Source organism: Rhodoferax lacus, assembly GCF_003415675.1.
Classification (GTDB): Bacteria; Pseudomonadota; Gammaproteobacteria; order Burkholderiales; family Burkholderiaceae_C; genus Allorhodoferax; species Allorhodoferax lacus.
The window spans coordinates 25535-41413 of the sequence record NZ_QFZK01000027.1; the positions used below are offsets into that span (position 1 = coordinate 25535).

Consider the following 15879-nt stretch of genomic DNA (forward strand, 5'->3'; position numbering starts at 1 on the left):
CAGTCAGGCGGCAGCGGTTTCAGCCACGATGGCAATGTCACGGAAGCGTCCATACGAATAGTGCGCCGCGCAGGCCCCTTCGCTGGACACCATGCAGGAGCCCACCGGGTTTTCCGGGGTGCAGACGGTGCCGAAGATCTTGCAGTCCGTGGGTTTTTTGACGCCACGCAAAATCGCGCCGCACTCGCAGGCCTTGTTGTCGGCCACCGGTTCATAGGTCAGGGCAAAGCGCCGCTCGGCATCAAAGGCTGCAAAGGCCGGGCGGATCTTGAGCGCGCTGTAGGGCACCTCGCCCAGGCCGCGCCACTCAAAGCTGGTGCGCAGCTCGAACACCTGACTCACCAGAGACTGCGCGTTCTGGTTGCCTTCGCGCGTGACGGCGCGGGTGAATTCGTTCTCCACCTCGAAGCGGCCCTCGTTGACCTGGCGCACCAGCATCAGCACGGCCTGCACCACGTCCAGCGGCTCGAAGCCGGCAATCACCACCGGCTTGCGGTACTCATCGGCAAAGTGTTCATACGGGGCAGATCCGATGACGATGCTCACATGCGCCGGGCCAATGAAGCCGTCAATGGGCACGGTGCCGAACTGGCGCACCTCGGGCGATTCCAGAATGTGGGTGATGGCCGAGGGGGTCAGCACATGGCAGCACAGCACGCTGAAATTTTCCAGCGCCTCGCGTTGGGCATCGCGAATCACCAGCGCGGTGGGCGGTGTGGTGGTCTCGAAGCCGATGGCAAAAAACACCACCTGGCGCTCCGGGTTCTGGCGCGCAATGGTGAGCGCGTCGGCGGCCGAATAGACCATGCGGATATCGCCACCGCGCGCCTTGGCCTTGATCAGCGAGAGGCCGTTGGAAGCCGGCACGCGCATGGTGTCGCCATAGGTGCAGACGATCACATCGCGTTCCAGCGCCAGCATGATGGCCAGGTCAATGCGGCCAATGGGCAGCACGCACACCGGGCAGCCCGGGCCATGCACCATGCGCACATTGGCAGGCAGCAGCTCGGCAATGCCGTAGCGAGAGATGGCGTGCGTGTGGCCGCCGCAAAATTCCATGAAGCTGTAGTTGCGCGCGGGCTGTACCTCGGCGGCAATGCGCTCGGCAATCTTGCGGGCCAGCTGGCCGTCGCGGAATTCGTCTATGTATTTCATGCCGTCACCTTGTCGTGTTTTGCAGCGTCTTCTGCGCCCAGGGCCGCCATCTCGCCAAACAGGGCCAGCGTGCGCTCGGCCTCTTCGGGGTCTATGCGGCCTATGGCATGGCCCACATGAACAATCACGTAGTCGGCCACGGCCACGCCGCTGACCAGGGCGATGGAAATGGTTTTGCGGATGCCGCCCAGGTCGACGATGGCCTGGTCATGGGGCAGGAGCTCCACCACGCGGGCAGGAATGGCTAAACACATAGAGGGCTTTCGTGGAGGGGGTGCGCGCGTGGGTGCGGGCTTGGTTGGGAGAGCTGATGTGCCGCAACCCAGGCCTGGCCCAGGGCCAGACCGGCGTCGCCGCAGGAATGTGTGTGGGCCTGCAGCACGCGCAAGCCCCGTGCACGCAAGCCACTGCAGACGCGCGCGCTGAGCAACTGGTTGGCAAAGCAGCCGCCACCCAGGCAGACGGTCTCCACCTTTTTTTGCTGCGCTGCCAGGGCTGCCCAGTCGACCAGGGCATCGGCCAGGGACTGGTGGAACCACAGGGCGGCAGCGGGGGCGTCACTGGCCGGGGTGTCGAGCAGGCGGGCCAGCAGGGGCCGCAGGTCCAGTTCGTCCAAGGCCTTGATGTGCAGGCCATGCAGGGACTCTGGCGCGCCGGTTTGCTGGGTAGCCGCTGGGGTGTGCGCTTGCCATTCACTGGCCATGGCTTCCAGGGCCATGGCGGCTTCTGCCTCGTGGCTTTGGCGCAGACTGAGCCCCAGGCTGGCGGCAGCGGCGTCAAACCAGCGGCCGGTGCTGCTGCTCAAGGGGCAGTTGAATTGGCGCTCCAGTATCTGCTGCACCGTGCGGGCGGTAAAGCTGCCCACGTCCGCGCTGAAGCGCGGTGCGATCTCGGCACCGCGACCCAGTGCGTGCAGGGCAGAGGCCGCCATGCGCCAGGGTTCGCGCGCGGCCACGTCACCACCGGGCAGGGCCAGGTTGTGCAGATGGCCCAGGCGCTCCCAGCCGTAGGGGCTGACCCAGAGCAGCTCGCCGCCCCAGGCCAGGCCGTCGCTGCCCAGGCCCACGCCGTCCAGCGCCAGGCCCACCACAGCCTCCTGCACGCCATGCTCGGCCATGATGGCCGCGATGTGGGCGTGGTGGTGCTGCACGCCAATCGCCGCAATGCCGTATTCCTCGGCCAGGGTCTGCGCCAGCTGGGTGCTATAGAAGTCGGGATGCAGGTCGTGCGCAATCGCAGCCACCGGCGTCTGTGCAGTCTGCAGCAGCGCGCGGGCCGATGCGTCCAGCGCGCGGCAGGCTTCGGGGTCGCTCAGGTCGCCATGCAGGGCCGACCAGTGCAGGGCTTGGGGTTCCAGCAGGCAGGCGGCATTTTTCAGCCACGCGCCGCAGGCCAGGACCGAAGGCAGGGGAGCGGACATCAGGCGTTGTGCAGATGGGCAAACACGTTGCGCGCCGGATTGGCCTCAGGCTGCGCGCGCAAGCGGGCCACTTCCGCCTCCAGCTCGGCCACACGCTGCTGCAGCACGGCCGCCTCCTGGAGCTGTGTCTGTAGCGCCTGTTGCGTGGGCTTGGTCGCCATGGCTGCTGCCAGCCAATCCAGCCAGAGGTCCATGCCTTCGCCCGTGGTGGCCGAGAGCTGTATCACCTGGATCGCCGGATTGACCCGGCGCGCCAAGGCGATGCAGCGCTCTACGTCAAAGCGCACATGGGCCAGCAGGTCCATCTTGTTGAGCACCATCAGGGTGGAGGCGGCAAACATGTCCGGGTATTTGAGCGGCTTGTCTTCACCCTCGGTGACCGAAAGAATCGCCACCTTGGCCGCCTCGCCCAGGTCCCACACGGCGGGGCAGACCAGGTTGCCCACGTTTTCAATGAACAGCAGGCTGGGCGTGTCGCCGTGGGTATGGCCGTGCGTGTGGCTGTGCGCGTGGCCATGTGCCGCGGCATCGGGCTGTGCGTGTGCATGTGCATGCAGCTGGGCAAAGGCCTGGGCCACCATGGGTGCGTCCAAGTGGCAGCCCTTGCCGGTGTTGATCTGCACGGCCGGCGCGCCGGTGGCGCGTATGCGGTCGGCATCGAAGCTGGTTTGCTGGTCGCCCTCGATCACGGCCACCTGCAGGTCGGGCTGGCGCGCTTTGAGAGCCTCGATGGTGGCGCACAACAGGGTGGTCTTGCCCGAGCCGGGGCTGGACACCAGGTTCAGGGCGGTCACGCCATGGCCCTCAAAGTGCTGGCGGTTGTGGCGGGCGATGCGGTTGTTCTCGCCCAGGATGTCGGTCTCCAGCTTGATGGCCCGCGCCTGGCTCATGCCCGGCACCGAGACCCTGGCGGCACCGGCACCGAAGTGCAGATCGCCCTTGGCGTCCGGTGTGACTGTGGCCGCCGTATGTTGCTGTGCATGGGCATGACCGTGATCGTGATCGTGATCGTGGTCATGGCTGTGGTCATGGGCCGTTGTGGCGCCGGTTTCTGCGCATCCGCAAACTACACACATGGTGGTGTCTCCTGTTTATTCTGTGATGAAGGGGTTGGCGAGTGCGTGGGCAGCTTCGGGGGCAGGTGCCGGGTCGTCTTCCACCAGCATGTCCACAATGCGCAGCTCGGTGCCGCCGGTGGGCTGCAGCTGGTATCCGCCGCACTGGGGGCAGGCGTCGCCGCGCCGCAGCAGTGCCACGCTGGTCGAACAGGCCATGCACCAGGCCTGGCCTGCGGGCTCGTCGATCTCCACGCGCGCACCGGCCAGGCAGGTGCCAGGCGCCAGGGCTTCGAGTGCAAAGCGCAGGGCCCGGGCTTCCACGCCGGCCAGCTGCCCGGCCTCCAGGCGCAACACGGTGACGCGCGCAAAGCCTTCGCGGCGGGCCGTGTCTTCGACCACCTGCAGAATGCCGCCGGCCAGACTGGCTTCATGCATGGGCGCTCTCCCGGGCTGTGGGGCTGGCGGTGGTGTTCAATTCGTGTTGCACGCAGGGATCGTACGCGCTGAGCAGTCCATCGATGGCGCGTATCACCGCGTTGCCGGCATGGGCAGGCATGCTCTCCAGGGCCTCGGCCACTGCGCCCTGCGGATGGAAATTCCATTCGGTGGGTGCGAGCACCTGGCAGGACAGCACGCTGCTGCCGCTGGCATCCAGCTGCACCTGGTGAATCAGCAGGCCGCGCGCCATTTCAATCCAGGCCAGGCCACTGCGCGGCGCCGTGGGCAGGCTGCCCATGGCCAGCCAGTGCGCGCCGCAGCGCCGCGGTGCATCGGGCAAGGCCAGGCGAACCAATTCGGCCAGGCGTGCACCCAGGCGCAGCCAGGCGGTGTTCAGGCGCTCGGGCTGCGACTGGCTCAGCCGGGTCCAGCTGCCGGTCTCGGCACAGCGGCCACGCCACAGCGGGCGGCGTGTGAAGCCGGGGTCGCGCTGCAGGTCATCGGCCAGCATCAGCAGGCTGGTGTCGCTGCTGTGCACGCGCAGCAGGGGCGACTGGGGGCCAGCCTGGTCCAGCAGGGGGCGCGCACGCTGCAGCATCTGCGCCACGCACAAGGGCTTGCTGGCGCTCCAGTGGCGCAGCCAGCTGGCGGGATCCTGCTCCCAGCGTGCCAGCCAGGTGGCGGCGTCCATGCCCAGCAGCTGGGTGTGGAGCCAGTCTTGCAGCAAGGGTAGATCGGACAGCGCGGTGGACGCAGCCGCTTGCGGTGGTGATGTGGACGCGGCTTTGACAGCCGGGGCACCGGCGGCCACGCCGCGCAGGCCAAACAGCGGGCATTGTTGCAAAAGGACGAGCGCCTGCTGGCTCAGCGCCTGCGCATCGGCCTCTGCCTCTTCCTCTTCCTCTGCATCTGCGTGGGTCAGCAGCTGGCCCGGCCAGTCCAGGGTGATGCGTCGCACATGTTCCTGCAGGGTTTCGCGTTGCAGCGTGAGCGCGGCCTGGGCCGTGTCGCCGCGTACCGTGCCACGTGCGGCAGCCACCGCCATCTGCGCGCACAGCCGGTGTGATTCACCGCACAGGCTGAAGATGCTGGCCAGGCGCGCGGCCAGTCCATCGGCGGCCATGCCACGGGTCATCGCTGCGGCCCAGTCGCGCCGGCTGCTGTGCAGGTTGTGCGGCCGGGCCTGGCCGGGTGAGAGGCGCAGCTTGCCGGCCAGCGCGTCGCTCGGGCTCATGGTGTGGCTCCGGGGGTGGCGCTGCGGCGGCCCAACAGAAAGCCGCGACGGCCGGGCATGCTGGAGAGGCCGGGTGCAGCAGGCGCTGCGGCCTGCGGCGCGGCCGGGCGCGCGGGCGCAGCTTGCCCGGGCACAGGCACAGGCACAGGCACAGAAGCATTGGCCGACGCCAGCTCAGGTGGCTTGCGCAGCTCGGCCAGCACCGCCTCGGCCGTGGCCACCGCGGTGGCCTGGTTCTTGAACTCAAACATGGGCGAAAACAGCGAGCAGGCGGCGTAGTTGCCAAAGCGCTCTTCGTGCGCGGCAATGAAATCAAAGCGCTGGCTGCCCACGGCATGGGCGCTGCTGCTGCCCACCAGCGCGGGCTGGTCCTGGCGCGCCAGGCGGAAGCACACCAGGTTCATGAACCAGGGTGTGATGAGAATGCCCACCGCGCTGAGTGGCGCGTCGGGCGCGTCGGTGGCGGTGTCTGTGGCAGGCAAGCCCATCACCTCAAAGCCCACCGTGGCCACCCGCAGCGCCGGATTCAGAATCGGCACGCCGTGCATGCGCACCACGCACACCTCGTCAAACAGGGCGCGCAGCGCCGCAGTGCGCTGCTGCAAGGCACGCAGGGCAGAAGAGGCGGGAGATGCGTGGTCCATGGCGACTTAAGGCGTATCTGTTGCAGGGCCGTCCACCAGCACCATGAACTGCTCGGCATCGCCATCGCACTCGGGGCAGCGCCAGTGGGCTGGCAGGTCGTTGAAGGCGGTGCCGGGTTCTATCTGCCACACCGGGTCGCCCAGCTGCGGGTCGTAGACCCACCAGCAGATCTTGCACTCCAGGCGCGTGGAGGCCGGCAGCTGGGCACCGTTGCCCAGGAAGCTGCCTTCAAAGCGGGGCGGGCTGCTGGAGATCATGCGTGCTCCACCCACTCCAGCACTTCCTTCAGGCGCGCATACGAGTCGTCCAGGTCTTCCGGTGCGGCCAGGGCCACTTCGGGAATCCCGGTCACTTCCACGGTGTTCAGAATCACCAGGTCCTGCGAGTTGTAATAGACCACGCGCCAGCAGTGCGGCGTGCAGGTGTTGGTGATGCGGCAGTTGCCGTAGCCGCGCGAGAGAATCAGCACGCGCCCGGTGCCCAGGTGGTGGTCCAGAAAGCCGATGTCTTCATCGGACATGGGCAAGAGCGTGAGGTTCACCACATGCGGTGGCTGGCCAACGGTCCACGTGCGCCACTGGTCTTCAATTTCTTCCAGCAGGGACGGGGCGTTTTGCACATTGGGCGGCAGCGCGCCGCTCCAGCGCGGCACGCTGTCCCAGACATCGGACTGCGCCGTGTTGGTCAGGATTTCGGGCACGGCGCCCAGCTCCAGAAAGTCCGACACCACCACACCGCCCACCGACTGGATCACGCGCCAGACGCCGGCAAACACCGACTCCTGCACCACCAGTTCCACCTGGCCGTCGGCGGCGGCCTTGACGATGGCGCTGACCTCGCCCTCGCCCAGCACCTGGTTGATCAGGGTGCGGTCGGGTGCGCTCAGGTGGTTCAGGTCCACGCTGCGGTTGGCGCTGCCCTGGCAGACGGCCTCCAACTCCACCAGCGCTGCGCGCAGGGCCTGGTGGGCGCCCACGCGGGCTGCTATTTCTTCGGGCTCGGGCAGCACCGGTGCGCGGTAGGTCTCCATGCCCTGGGGCATGGCCATGTAGTCCAGCACATCGTCTTCAATTTGACTGCCGGGGCCTATGCTGACCACGGGAATGGGAAAGTCTTTCATTGCGCTGTGTCCTTGTCGGGGTGTGTGGGGCGGTCGGTAAAAAGGGGCTTTAGTGGCAGGCTGAATCCGAGGCGGCCGGGCCCATCACCGCAATCGGTGCGCGCGAGGTGGGCATGGCCAGGGCCTGCTGCATCTCGCGCAGAAAGTCTTCCCAGTCGTGCATGCCGCTGAGCGTGGTGACGTATTTGCCGTCGCGCAGAAACAGCAGCGTGGGCCAGCGCTGCGAGCCGTAGCGCCGGGCCAGTGCCGCCTCTTTGTCACGCTCCACCACGCCGATCTGGAAGCAGTTGTTTAACGCGCGTTGCAGCTCGGGCAGCACCACCGCCACGTCCATGCCCTGGGGGAACTGCACCGGGTCGCCGGCAAACAGCACCACGCGGTCGCCGCCCTCGGCAGACCAGGCGGCGATGTTGCTCTCGTCGACCCAGGTGGCATGGAATGCGTTCACCAGGCGCGCAATCAGGGGGGAGGTGCCGATATCGGCTTTGGGGGCCTGTACGGGCAGCTTCACCAGGGTCTCGCTGCCGGTGGTGTCGAGGGGGCTCAGAGTGGCTTGTGTCATGGGTGTCTCCGGTTTGTTCAAGGGTGGGGTGCGCCGCACAGGGCGGCCATATCGGCCTGGCTCATGGCCGAGGGCAGTGCAAAGCCCACGGACAGGTCGTGCGCTTCGCCCTGCAATGCGGCCTCCATCAGGTCCAGCGTGGCGTTGATTTCCTGGGCACGCTCGGGGCTGAGCAGTTCCTGCGCGCTGTCAATGAAGACCAGCACCCAGTCGCCCGGCTGCAGCCTGCCCACCAGCGCGGTGTTGATGCGGCGCGTCTGGCCACGGCCCAAGCACTGGGCGTGGCCGGGTTCTATGCGGCTGATTTGCATGGGGATGCCGATACACATGGCGGGCCTTCAGGCGGTGGCGGGAAAAAAGCGTTCGTCGCCGGTGCGGCAGGCCAGGGTTTCATCGGGCCGCTGGCCTTCATAGACCTGCAAATCCAGTTGCGAAAACGTGACCACCTCGCGCTCGGTCAAGGGGCTGGTGCGCGGCACCGGTTGCGCGCCCCATTCGCGCAGCGTGGCCAGGCCCAGCGCCAGGGCGTCTTCCAGGGCCAGCTTGACGCGGGGGCGCAGGCTGCCGCCGTAGTCGTCAATTTCTTCGGGCTGGCAGCCGATCAGCAGCACCTCCTGTGGGTACTTCTCGGTCAGCAGGGCCAGCATCAGCACCTCCTGGAAACCGGTCTGGTGCAGGCTCATTTTCTTGGCGCCCATGAAGCGCGGAACGGCGTCGTTGGCCACGGTTTTGAGCTCGCCCGGCTGCAGGCCGTAGTCCACCGCATCAAAGATCAGGAGGCGGGTGGCGGCCTGCACATGCTGGATCAGGTAGAGGCCCTGGGTGCCGCCATCGATGAGCTGCACGTGATCGGCAAATTCGTAGCGCGCCTGCAGGGCCTGGATGCAGCGCACGCCAAAGCCTTCATCGGCCCAGAGCACATTGCCTATGCCCAGCACGCAAATGGTTTCTGGAGTGGCGCTGTCACCACCCTGGTGACAGGTGGTATCGGGCGCAGAAGTGCGTTGGTTCATAACAATCGGTCCAGAGGGTTTAGTGGGAGCCGGCCAGCTGCGCGCGCAGCTGCTTCCAGGCGTAAAAGCTGTCCCAGGCGGCCTGCAAGGCCAGCCAGAAGTTGGCGTCGCTGTGGAACACCAGGGCGCAGCGGATGGCGGTGTCGGGTGTCATGTCGCGCTGGCCCTGCACCAGCTCATGCAGACGCCGGCGTGACACGCCCAGGCGCCGTGCCGCTTCCGACTGCGACAGGCCCAGCGGTGCCAGGTAGTTGTGGCGCAGGAAGCGCCCCGGGTGCCAGGGCGCGCGCGGCGACACACCCGGGGGCAGGCCCGGTGCGCGTGGGAGAGGATGCCGCGCGGCTTGCATGGCCCCTACTCCTTGAAGGTGCGGTGGCCGGAGACCATGGTGCTGATCACGCTGGAGCGGCCCATGATGTCTTCGCGGATGGCGGCATACACGTGCAGGATCACAAAGATCAGCATGCCCCACAGGCCCAGGTGGTGCCAGGTGTGCACGTCCTGCGACTGGCCCATGAGCGGTATGACCCAGCCAAACAGACGCTCCTGCCAGGAGCCCATTTGCGAGCCCTCACCGTACAGGGCAAAGCCGGTGAAGGTCATGAAGACCGCCATGGACAGAAAGCCGAACACCATGGCAAAACGCGCCAGCGGGTTGTGGCCGACAAAGCGCCCGGGTTGCGGCGTCAGGAAGGCGTACCACTTCAGCATGCCCAGCAGCTCCACCCAGTAGACGCGCTGGAAGATCGGCACCCAAAACAGTTCGCGCGCATGGTGGTTGCCCACGATGGCCCAGTAGATGCGGCCCAGCAGTCCCACCGCCAGCACATAGCCGGCCGTGAAGTGCGCGAAGCGGATGTAGCCCATCACGTAGTGGTCACTGGCCTCGCCGGCTACCGTGGGCAGGGGCGAGCCAATGAAGTAGCCGCTGATGGCCAGCACGGTGATGGCCAGGGCATTGATCCAGTGCCAGGCCCGTACCGGCGCCTCGTAGACATAGACCGATTTGACAGACGCGGCATGTGCCACGTCCTCGGCCTCGGTTTTCTCAAAAGAGCTGAGCCCTGGTTGGGGCGGCTGCACCAGTGTCTTGTTCATGTCGGTCTCCTGTTTTTATCAGGCCCGCCAGGGGCCTGTGCTTTCTTGTGACAGCGCTGGCTCAGAGTTGCTGCAGCAGGTACAGCCCTGCACCGCCCAGCACCAGGCCGGTGGCCGCAGTCGCCACCTTGGCGCGCTGGGCCATGAAGCGTTGCATGGACAGACCGAAGAGCACACCGCCGCCGTGCAACAGCGTGGTGGTCAGCACAAAGCCTGCTGCATAAGCACCAAAGCCTGCCAAGCCAGAGGCCGGCAGTTCCGCGCCGTGTGCCAGGCCGTGCAGCGAGGCGGCCAGCGCCACCAGACCCAGGCCAGCACCTGCCGGCAGGCGGCTGTTGGCAGCCACCAGCATCGCGCCAAACAGCACCACGCTCAAGGCAATGGCGTGCTCCAGATACGGCAGGCTCACGCCGCTGGCACCCAGCACCGCACTGAGCAGCAGGGCCAGCAGGAAGGTGGCCGGCCCTTGCCAGGTTTTGCCGGCCGGCAGTGCGCGCACCGACCAGACGCCCACGGCCACCATGGCCAGCAGGTGGTCCAGACCCAGCGGGTGGGACAGGCCTTCCATCACGGTGTGGACACCGTGACCGGTGTGTGCCTGGGCCATGCCGCAGGTGAGGGCGAGACAGGCCAGCGCGCTGCGCTTGGCCCAAGAGGTGTTGAACAGATACGTCATGCAGTCTCCAATAGGTGTGTAGGGGGGCAGGGCTTTAGCGCACGGTGACCGTGGCCATCTCTTGCCCCTCGGGGCTCATCACGTGGGTGGAGCAGGCCATGCAGGGATCGAAGGAGTGCAGGGTGCGCAGAATCTCCACCGGCTGCTCCGGGTTGGCCATGGGCGTGTTCATCAGGCTGGCCTCGAACGCGCCGATCTGGCCCTTGTGGTCACGCGGGCTGGCGTTCCAGGTGCTGGGCACCACGCACTGGTAGTTCTCGATGCGTCCGTCCTTGATCTTGATCCAGTGGCCCAGGGCACCGCGCGGTGCGGCCACGGTACCCACACCCTTGGCTTCCTTGGGCCAGGTGGCGGGGTCCCACTTCTCGACGTTGGCGGTGGCGGTGTCGCCGGCCTTGATGTTGGCCACCATTTCCTTGAAATCGTCGTACATCATCTCGGCGCAGTACTGCGACTCCAGCGCGCGCGCCAGGGTGCGGCCAATGGTGGTGGGCATCAGCTGCTTGACGCTGTAGTGGGTCTCGGCCATGCCCAGCGCCTTGGGGAAGACGCTGTTGATGATGGAGGCCGAGTAGTCCACCTGTTCCTTGACCCGCGTGCAGTGGGTGTTGCCCTGCTGTGCATGCGCGTAGCCCAGGATGTAGCGCGACAGGGGCCCCACCTCCATGGCGTGGCCGCGCCAGCGGGGCGACTTGACCCAGGAGTACTTGGCGCTTTCGTCAATCTGCTCGATGTTGGTACGGGTGCCCTTGGACTTGGCGCCGAGTTCGTAGTTGGGTTCGGTCACACCGTCCCAGCCGTGCAGGCCTTTGGTTTCGTCGCCGTACTTGTACCAGCTGTGGGTGACGAATTCCTGCACCTGCTCGGGGTCGCGCGGGTCCACCGGATAGATCTTGTCCCAGTTGCCGTCCAGGATGGCGCCGCCGGGCAGCTTTTGCGTGCTGTGGTCGCCCATGACTTTTTCATAGGTGCCGTAGTCCATCACATTGGTGGCCGAGAGGCCGCCGCCGTAGAGCCAGCCGGCGTTCTTGTAGATGGTGCCAATGGCCAGCACATCGGGGATGTAGACGTTGTTGTTGAACTCGATCATTTCCTTGATGCGGGCTTCGACAAAGTTCAGGCGCTCCATGTTCACCGGCGCGCCGGCCGCACCCTCCTTGTCCAGGTTGATGGCGCAGGGCATGCCGCCCACCAGGTAGTTGGGGTGCGGGTTTTTGCCACCAAAAATCGTGTGCACCTTGACCCATTCCTTCTGCAGGTCCAGCGCTTCGAGGTAGTGGGTCACGGCCATCAGGTTGGCTTCGGCCGGCAGCACATAGGCCTTGGAACCCCAGTAGCCATTCATGAAGGGGCCGAGCTGGCCGCTCTCCACAAACTTCTTCAGCCGGTTCTGGATGTCGCGGAAGTAGCCGGGCGAAGACAGCGGGTGGCTGGGCGAGACGGCCTGCTGCAGCTCCGAGGTCTTCTTGGGGTCGGCCTTGAGGGCCGAGACCACGTCCACCCAGTCCAGCGCATGCAGGTGGTAGAAGTGCACCGCGTGGTCATGCACCTGCAGGGTCTTGGCCATGATCTCGCGGATCAGGTAGGCGTTCTTGGGGATCACAATGCCTAAAGCATCTTCCACCGCACGCACCGAGGCCAGTGCATGGCAGCCGGTGCAGACGCCGCAGATGCGTTCCACAAAGGCCCAGGCATCGCGCGGGTCGCGGCCCTTGAGAATCACCTCCAGGCCGCGCCACATGGTGCCGGTGGAGACGGCGTTGCGGATGATGTTCTGGCTGTCCACATTCACCTCGACGCGCATATGGCCCTCGATGCGCGTGACCGGGTCAACCACAATGCGTCGGCCTGTGTCGTCCAGCTTGAAACCTTGCGTTTCGTATGCACCCATGATGTTTCCTTCTTTCTTTTGCGTTGTGGCTTAGTGCGCAGACGGGGCGGTTTCGCTGGCCCGGCTGTCGGTCTTCTGGTTGGCGCGCTTGATGGCCGACACTGCGGCGTGGGCCACGGCCGCAGCCCCGACCACGGCGGCGGCCGTGCCACCGATCTGGTCGGCATTGGCTTCAATGCCGAACTGGTGGATGTTGGTCAGGCGGTCATAGAACGAGCCCTTGTCCCAGAAGCCGTCTTCCGAGCAGCCTATGCAGCCGTGGCCGGCCTGGATGGGGAAGCTGGTGCCCTCGTTCCAGCGCGTGGTGGAGCAGGCGTTGTAGGTGGTCGGGCCCTTGCAGCCGACCTTGTACAGGCAGTAGCCCTTGCGCGCGGACTCGTCGTCAAACTTCTCGACGAACTGGCCGGCGTCGAAGTGCGGCCTGCGGTAGCACTTGTCGTGGATGCGCTGGCTGTAAAACATCTTGGGGCGGCCCTGGCGGTCCAGCTCGGGGATGCGGTCAAAGGTCAGCATGTAGGTGATGACGCCGGTCATCACCTCGGCAATCGGCGGGCAGCCCGGCACCTTGATGATGGGCTTGTCAAAGATCACCTTGTGGATGGGTGTGGCCTGCGTCGGATTGGGCTTGGCCGCCTGCACGCAACCCCAGGAGGCGCAGGAGCCCCAGGAGATGATGGCCTTGGCGTCCTTGGCCACGTGCTTGAGCTGCTCAATAAAAGGCTTGCCGCCGATGATGCAGCTCATGCCGTCCTGGTTCAGGGGCGGGTTGCCTTCCACGGCCAGGATGTAGTTGCCCTTGTACTTGGTCATGATCTCCTCCAGGATGGCCTCGGCCTGGTGGCCGGCAGCTGCCATCAGCGTGTCGTCATAGTCCAGCGAGATCATGGACAGCACCACATCCTTGGCCAGCGGGTGCGCCGAGCGGATGAACGACTCGGAGCAGCAGGTGCACTCCAGACCGTGCAGCCACAGCACCGGGGTGCGCGGTTTGGTTTCCATGGCGTGCGCAATCTGCGGCACAAAAGCCGGGCCCAGTCCCAGGGACGTGGCCGTCAGCGAGCAGTACTTCATGAAGCTGCGACGCGAGATGCCTTGGCGGCGCATGACCTGATAAAAAGTTTCCATTGGGAAATGTCTCCGGTTGATTTTTTGGGCCTGCCGTGCGCGCAGGTTTGTTCCATACCGCAAGTCACGCGCCAACCTGCAGCGCTCTACGGGTAAGCACCTACGGGCCTTTCCAAGTGGCTGTTTTCATTGGGGAACTTCAGGCGCCACAGGGCCACTTGCTGTGGCGCTGCCGTGTGTCTTGCGCGCAAGTGGAAGCTGGGCTTGCAGAAGGGGATACGGATTGCAAGCTGGGTGTCTACTGCGCTGCCGCCTTGGCGTTGCGTTTTTTGCAGGCAAGGCCGGGGCTGTGCGTGGGTGCAGGCCACGCCGTGGCTGCGTCATGCCGGCCTTGGCACAGATAGTGCGCAGGGCAGTGCCAGCGCGTTGGCGCATCACTAAAAAATAGACGGAGACACAAGCCATGGCCTTTCTTTTTCGCGCCGGCATTGCCAGGCGCCTGTACCTGCTTTCGTTCGTGCTGATTGCTGCCCTGGTGCTGGTGGCCAATGCGGCCTGGGTCAGCCTGACGGCGGTGGATGATCTGGCACGCCAGTCCCTGCTATCCCAACAGGGCGCCACCTTGCAGCAGGCGCTGGGCGCTATCAGCCGCAACGCGCTGGAGGCGCGCACCCGTGTGTCCGTCATGGTGGTGGCGGTGGCTCTGGGGCTTCTGGCCTTTTCGCGCTATATCTCGCAGCTGCTGTTGCGCCGCATTGCGCTGGCCCAGCACATGGCGGAAAAAGTGCGTGATGGCGATCTGACCCGCACCTTGGCCGATGCCAGTCGGGATGAATTCCAGCCCCTGCTGCAGGCACTTGCCAGCATGCAGCAGGCGCTCATGGGCATGGTGCTGGACGTGCGCCAGGGCGCGCTGGCCGTGGCCATGGCCAGTGCAGGGATTGCCCGCGGCAACGGCGACCTGAGCCTGCGCACCGAAGACCAGGTCCTGGCCCTGGAGCGCACCGCGCAGTCCATGTCCGAGCTGGACCACATGGTGCGTGGCAATGCCGAAGGCGCCCTGCAGGCACGCGACCTGGCGCACAAGGCCGCGGGCGCGGCCAGCAACGCGGCCACGGTGGTGGAGCAGGTGGTGGACACCATGCGCGGCATAGACGAGAGCGCGCGCAGCATCGTGCAAATCATTGCCGTCATTGACGGCCTGGCTTTTCAGACCAACATCCTGGCGCTCAACGCCGCCGTGGAGGCCGCGCGTGCCGGTGCCCAGGGCAACGGCTTTGCCGTGGTGGCCGGCGAGGTGCGCGTACTGGCCCAGCGCAGCGCCCAGGCGGCCAAGCAAATCCAGAACCTGGTCAACACCAGCGTGGCCCGCTCAGGGCAGGGCAGTGCGCTGGTGCACCGCGCGGGCAATGCCATGCTGGAGGTGGCCACGGCCATCGGCCACGTCACCCACATCGTCGAAGCCATCAGCGCCGCCAGCCAGCAGCAAAGTGCAGGCCTTACCAGCGTCAGCGAGACAGTCATGCAACTGGGCCAGTCGACACAGCAGAACGCGGCCCTGGTGGAAGAAATATCGGCAGCGGCGCAGGGACTCAGAAGCCAGGCCGATGCGCAGGTGCAGGGGGTGGCGGTGTTTCAGCTGGAGGGGGACAGGTATTGAGTTGCACCGGGTTTCATGCGGGTTGTGAGTCGCTCCCATTTGTTGCACCGCGGGGTACGCAGCCGCCTAGCTGAAGTTAACCTGAAGCCAACAGAAGCGTCCAAGGCTGGTAATGCACTTCATAATCAAGATCCACCCGCTTTTCGAGATGCATACCTTTCATCATGGATAAATTCTTGCTGCAGCAGCAGGTGCTGGAGCGGCTCGCCGAAGACCTGCTACAAGCCGAACAGGCAGTGCGTGCGGCCCATGAAACGGCGACTCACGAAGAAAACATTGCCGAAAACAAATACGACACATTGGGACTCGAAGCCGCCTACCTGGCCACCGGCCAGGCTCGGCGCGCCGAAGGCATCCGCCAGGCGATGGCCAATTGGCGCCAATTCCGCCCGCGCCCCTACGACGCCAGCAAAGGTATACAGCTCGGCGCGCTGGTCTGCCTAGTCGATTCCGACGACAAGCAGCAACTGGTCTTTCTCGGGCCGGATGGGGGCAGCATGAAGTTGGTCAACGGCGCTCAGCTCGTTCAGGTCATCAGTAGCGAAGCCCCTTTGGGCAGGGCCGTGCTTGGCAAATGTGAGGGTGATGAGGTGTGGATACAGGTCGCTCTAATCCAACAGCAATTTGAGGTGCTGCGGGTTTATTAATCCGCAAGCAAGGCCATGCCAAATTGGTTGAGGTCAGCAGTCGCGCTTGGAGGCTAGGCTTCGGCTGTGGGCCGAGGCTGTGTGGAAACACCTTGAATTTGGCGCGCAATTTGCTATGACATAGCAAGCCTTGTGGAGGATTGAGTATGTCCAGATTCGTTGAGGGTCAAGACCGGCACCAGGTCACTTTGTTGCCA

General features: G+C 65.5%; 19 protein-coding genes. 2 read left to right on the plus strand and 17 right to left on the minus strand.

The features are described 5' to 3' along the window. Positions 1 to 3: 3 nt before the first annotated feature. The 17 genes from hypD to DIC66_RS21210 form a co-directional block, all read right to left on the minus strand. A complete protein-coding gene (hypD, locus tag DIC66_RS21130; RefSeq protein WP_117180165.1) occupies positions 4 to 1155 on the minus strand; it encodes a hydrogenase formation protein HypD in 1152 nt (383 codons plus the stop codon). After that, on the minus strand, positions 1152 to 1409 hold the full coding sequence (locus DIC66_RS21135) for a HypC/HybG/HupF family hydrogenase formation chaperone (protein WP_117180166.1): 258 nt from the start codon (positions 1407 to 1409) through the stop codon (positions 1152 to 1154). The genes hypD and DIC66_RS21135 overlap by 4 nt, the downstream gene beginning before the upstream one ends. Next, positions 1400 to 2575 (minus strand): Kae1-like domain-containing protein, encoded by a 1176-nt coding sequence (locus DIC66_RS21140; RefSeq protein WP_117180167.1) that lies wholly within the window; start codon positions 2573 to 2575, stop codon positions 1400 to 1402. Before DIC66_RS21140 ends, DIC66_RS21135 begins: the two co-directional genes overlap by 10 nt. Then, positions 2575 to 3651 (minus strand): hydrogenase nickel incorporation protein HypB, encoded by a 1077-nt coding sequence (gene hypB / locus DIC66_RS21145; protein ID WP_117180168.1) that lies wholly within the window; start codon positions 3649 to 3651, stop codon positions 2575 to 2577. Before hypB ends, DIC66_RS21140 begins: the two co-directional genes overlap by 1 nt. 15 nt (positions 3652 to 3666) lie before the next feature. Continuing rightward, complete coding sequence (locus DIC66_RS21150; RefSeq protein ID WP_117180169.1) at positions 3667 to 4068, minus strand: hydrogenase maturation nickel metallochaperone HypA/HybF; 402 nt, start codon at positions 4066 to 4068, stop codon at positions 3667 to 3669. Then, on the minus strand, positions 4061 to 5305 hold the full coding sequence (locus tag DIC66_RS21155) for a hydrogenase formation protein (RefSeq protein WP_117180170.1): 1245 nt from the start codon (positions 5303 to 5305) through the stop codon (positions 4061 to 4063). Before DIC66_RS21155 ends, DIC66_RS21150 begins: the two co-directional genes overlap by 8 nt. Then, positions 5302 to 5949, minus strand: coding sequence for a [NiFe]-hydrogenase assembly chaperone HybE (gene hybE / locus DIC66_RS21160; protein WP_117180171.1), 648 nt, complete (start codon positions 5947 to 5949; stop codon positions 5302 to 5304). Before hybE ends, DIC66_RS21155 begins: the two co-directional genes overlap by 4 nt. A gap of 6 nt (positions 5950 to 5955) precedes the next feature. Continuing rightward, a complete protein-coding gene (locus DIC66_RS21165; protein WP_117180172.1) occupies positions 5956 to 6207 on the minus strand; it encodes a rubredoxin in 252 nt (83 codons plus the stop codon). Then, positions 6204 to 7070, minus strand: a complete 867-nt coding sequence (locus tag DIC66_RS21170; RefSeq protein ID WP_117180173.1) for a hydrogenase expression/formation protein — start codon at positions 7068 to 7070, stop codon at positions 6204 to 6206. The genes DIC66_RS21165 and DIC66_RS21170 overlap by 4 nt, the downstream gene beginning before the upstream one ends. Positions 7071 to 7119: 49 nt before the next feature. Beyond that, positions 7120 to 7632, minus strand: coding sequence for a thioredoxin domain-containing protein (locus DIC66_RS21175; protein WP_117180174.1), 513 nt, complete (start codon positions 7630 to 7632; stop codon positions 7120 to 7122). A 17-nt stretch (positions 7633 to 7649) separates the two neighbouring features. Further along, the gene (locus DIC66_RS21180; protein ID WP_117180175.1) at positions 7650 to 7961 is read right to left on the minus strand and encodes a HypC/HybG/HupF family hydrogenase formation chaperone; all 312 of its coding nucleotides are present in this window, start codon (positions 7959 to 7961) and stop codon (positions 7650 to 7652) included. A gap of 9 nt (positions 7962 to 7970) precedes the next feature. Beyond that, the gene (locus DIC66_RS21185; RefSeq protein ID WP_117180176.1) at positions 7971 to 8645 is read right to left on the minus strand and encodes a HyaD/HybD family hydrogenase maturation endopeptidase; all 675 of its coding nucleotides are present in this window, start codon (positions 8643 to 8645) and stop codon (positions 7971 to 7973) included. A gap of 19 nt (positions 8646 to 8664) precedes the next feature. After that, complete coding sequence (locus DIC66_RS21190; protein ID WP_117180177.1) at positions 8665 to 8994, minus strand: HigA family addiction module antitoxin; 330 nt, start codon at positions 8992 to 8994, stop codon at positions 8665 to 8667. Between the two features lie 5 nt (positions 8995 to 8999). Beyond that, positions 9000 to 9743, minus strand: a complete 744-nt coding sequence (gene cybH / locus DIC66_RS21195; protein WP_117180178.1) for a Ni/Fe-hydrogenase, b-type cytochrome subunit — start codon at positions 9741 to 9743, stop codon at positions 9000 to 9002. 61 nt (positions 9744 to 9804) lie between these two features. Next, on the minus strand, positions 9805 to 10419 hold the full coding sequence (locus DIC66_RS21200; RefSeq protein WP_117180179.1) for a HupE/UreJ family protein: 615 nt from the start codon (positions 10417 to 10419) through the stop codon (positions 9805 to 9807). A 34-nt stretch (positions 10420 to 10453) separates the two neighbouring features. Beyond that, positions 10454 to 12310, minus strand: coding sequence for a nickel-dependent hydrogenase large subunit (locus DIC66_RS21205; protein ID WP_117180180.1), 1857 nt, complete (start codon positions 12308 to 12310; stop codon positions 10454 to 10456). A 30-nt stretch (positions 12311 to 12340) separates the two neighbouring features. Beyond that, entirely contained in the window at positions 12341 to 13435 is a 1095-nt protein-coding gene (locus DIC66_RS21210; RefSeq protein ID WP_117180181.1) for a hydrogenase small subunit, read from the minus strand. Positions 13436 to 13838: 403 nt separating this feature from the next. Between DIC66_RS21210 and DIC66_RS21215 the strand changes: the two genes are divergently transcribed. Continuing rightward, the gene (locus tag DIC66_RS21215) at positions 13839 to 15035 is read left to right on the plus strand and encodes a methyl-accepting chemotaxis protein (protein ID WP_117180182.1); all 1197 of its coding nucleotides are present in this window, start codon (positions 13839 to 13841) and stop codon (positions 15033 to 15035) included. 164 nt (positions 15036 to 15199) lie between these two features. Then, entirely contained in the window at positions 15200 to 15682 is a 483-nt protein-coding gene (locus DIC66_RS21220) for a GreA/GreB family elongation factor (RefSeq protein WP_117180183.1), read from the plus strand. Positions 15683 to 15879 lie beyond the last annotated feature (197 nt).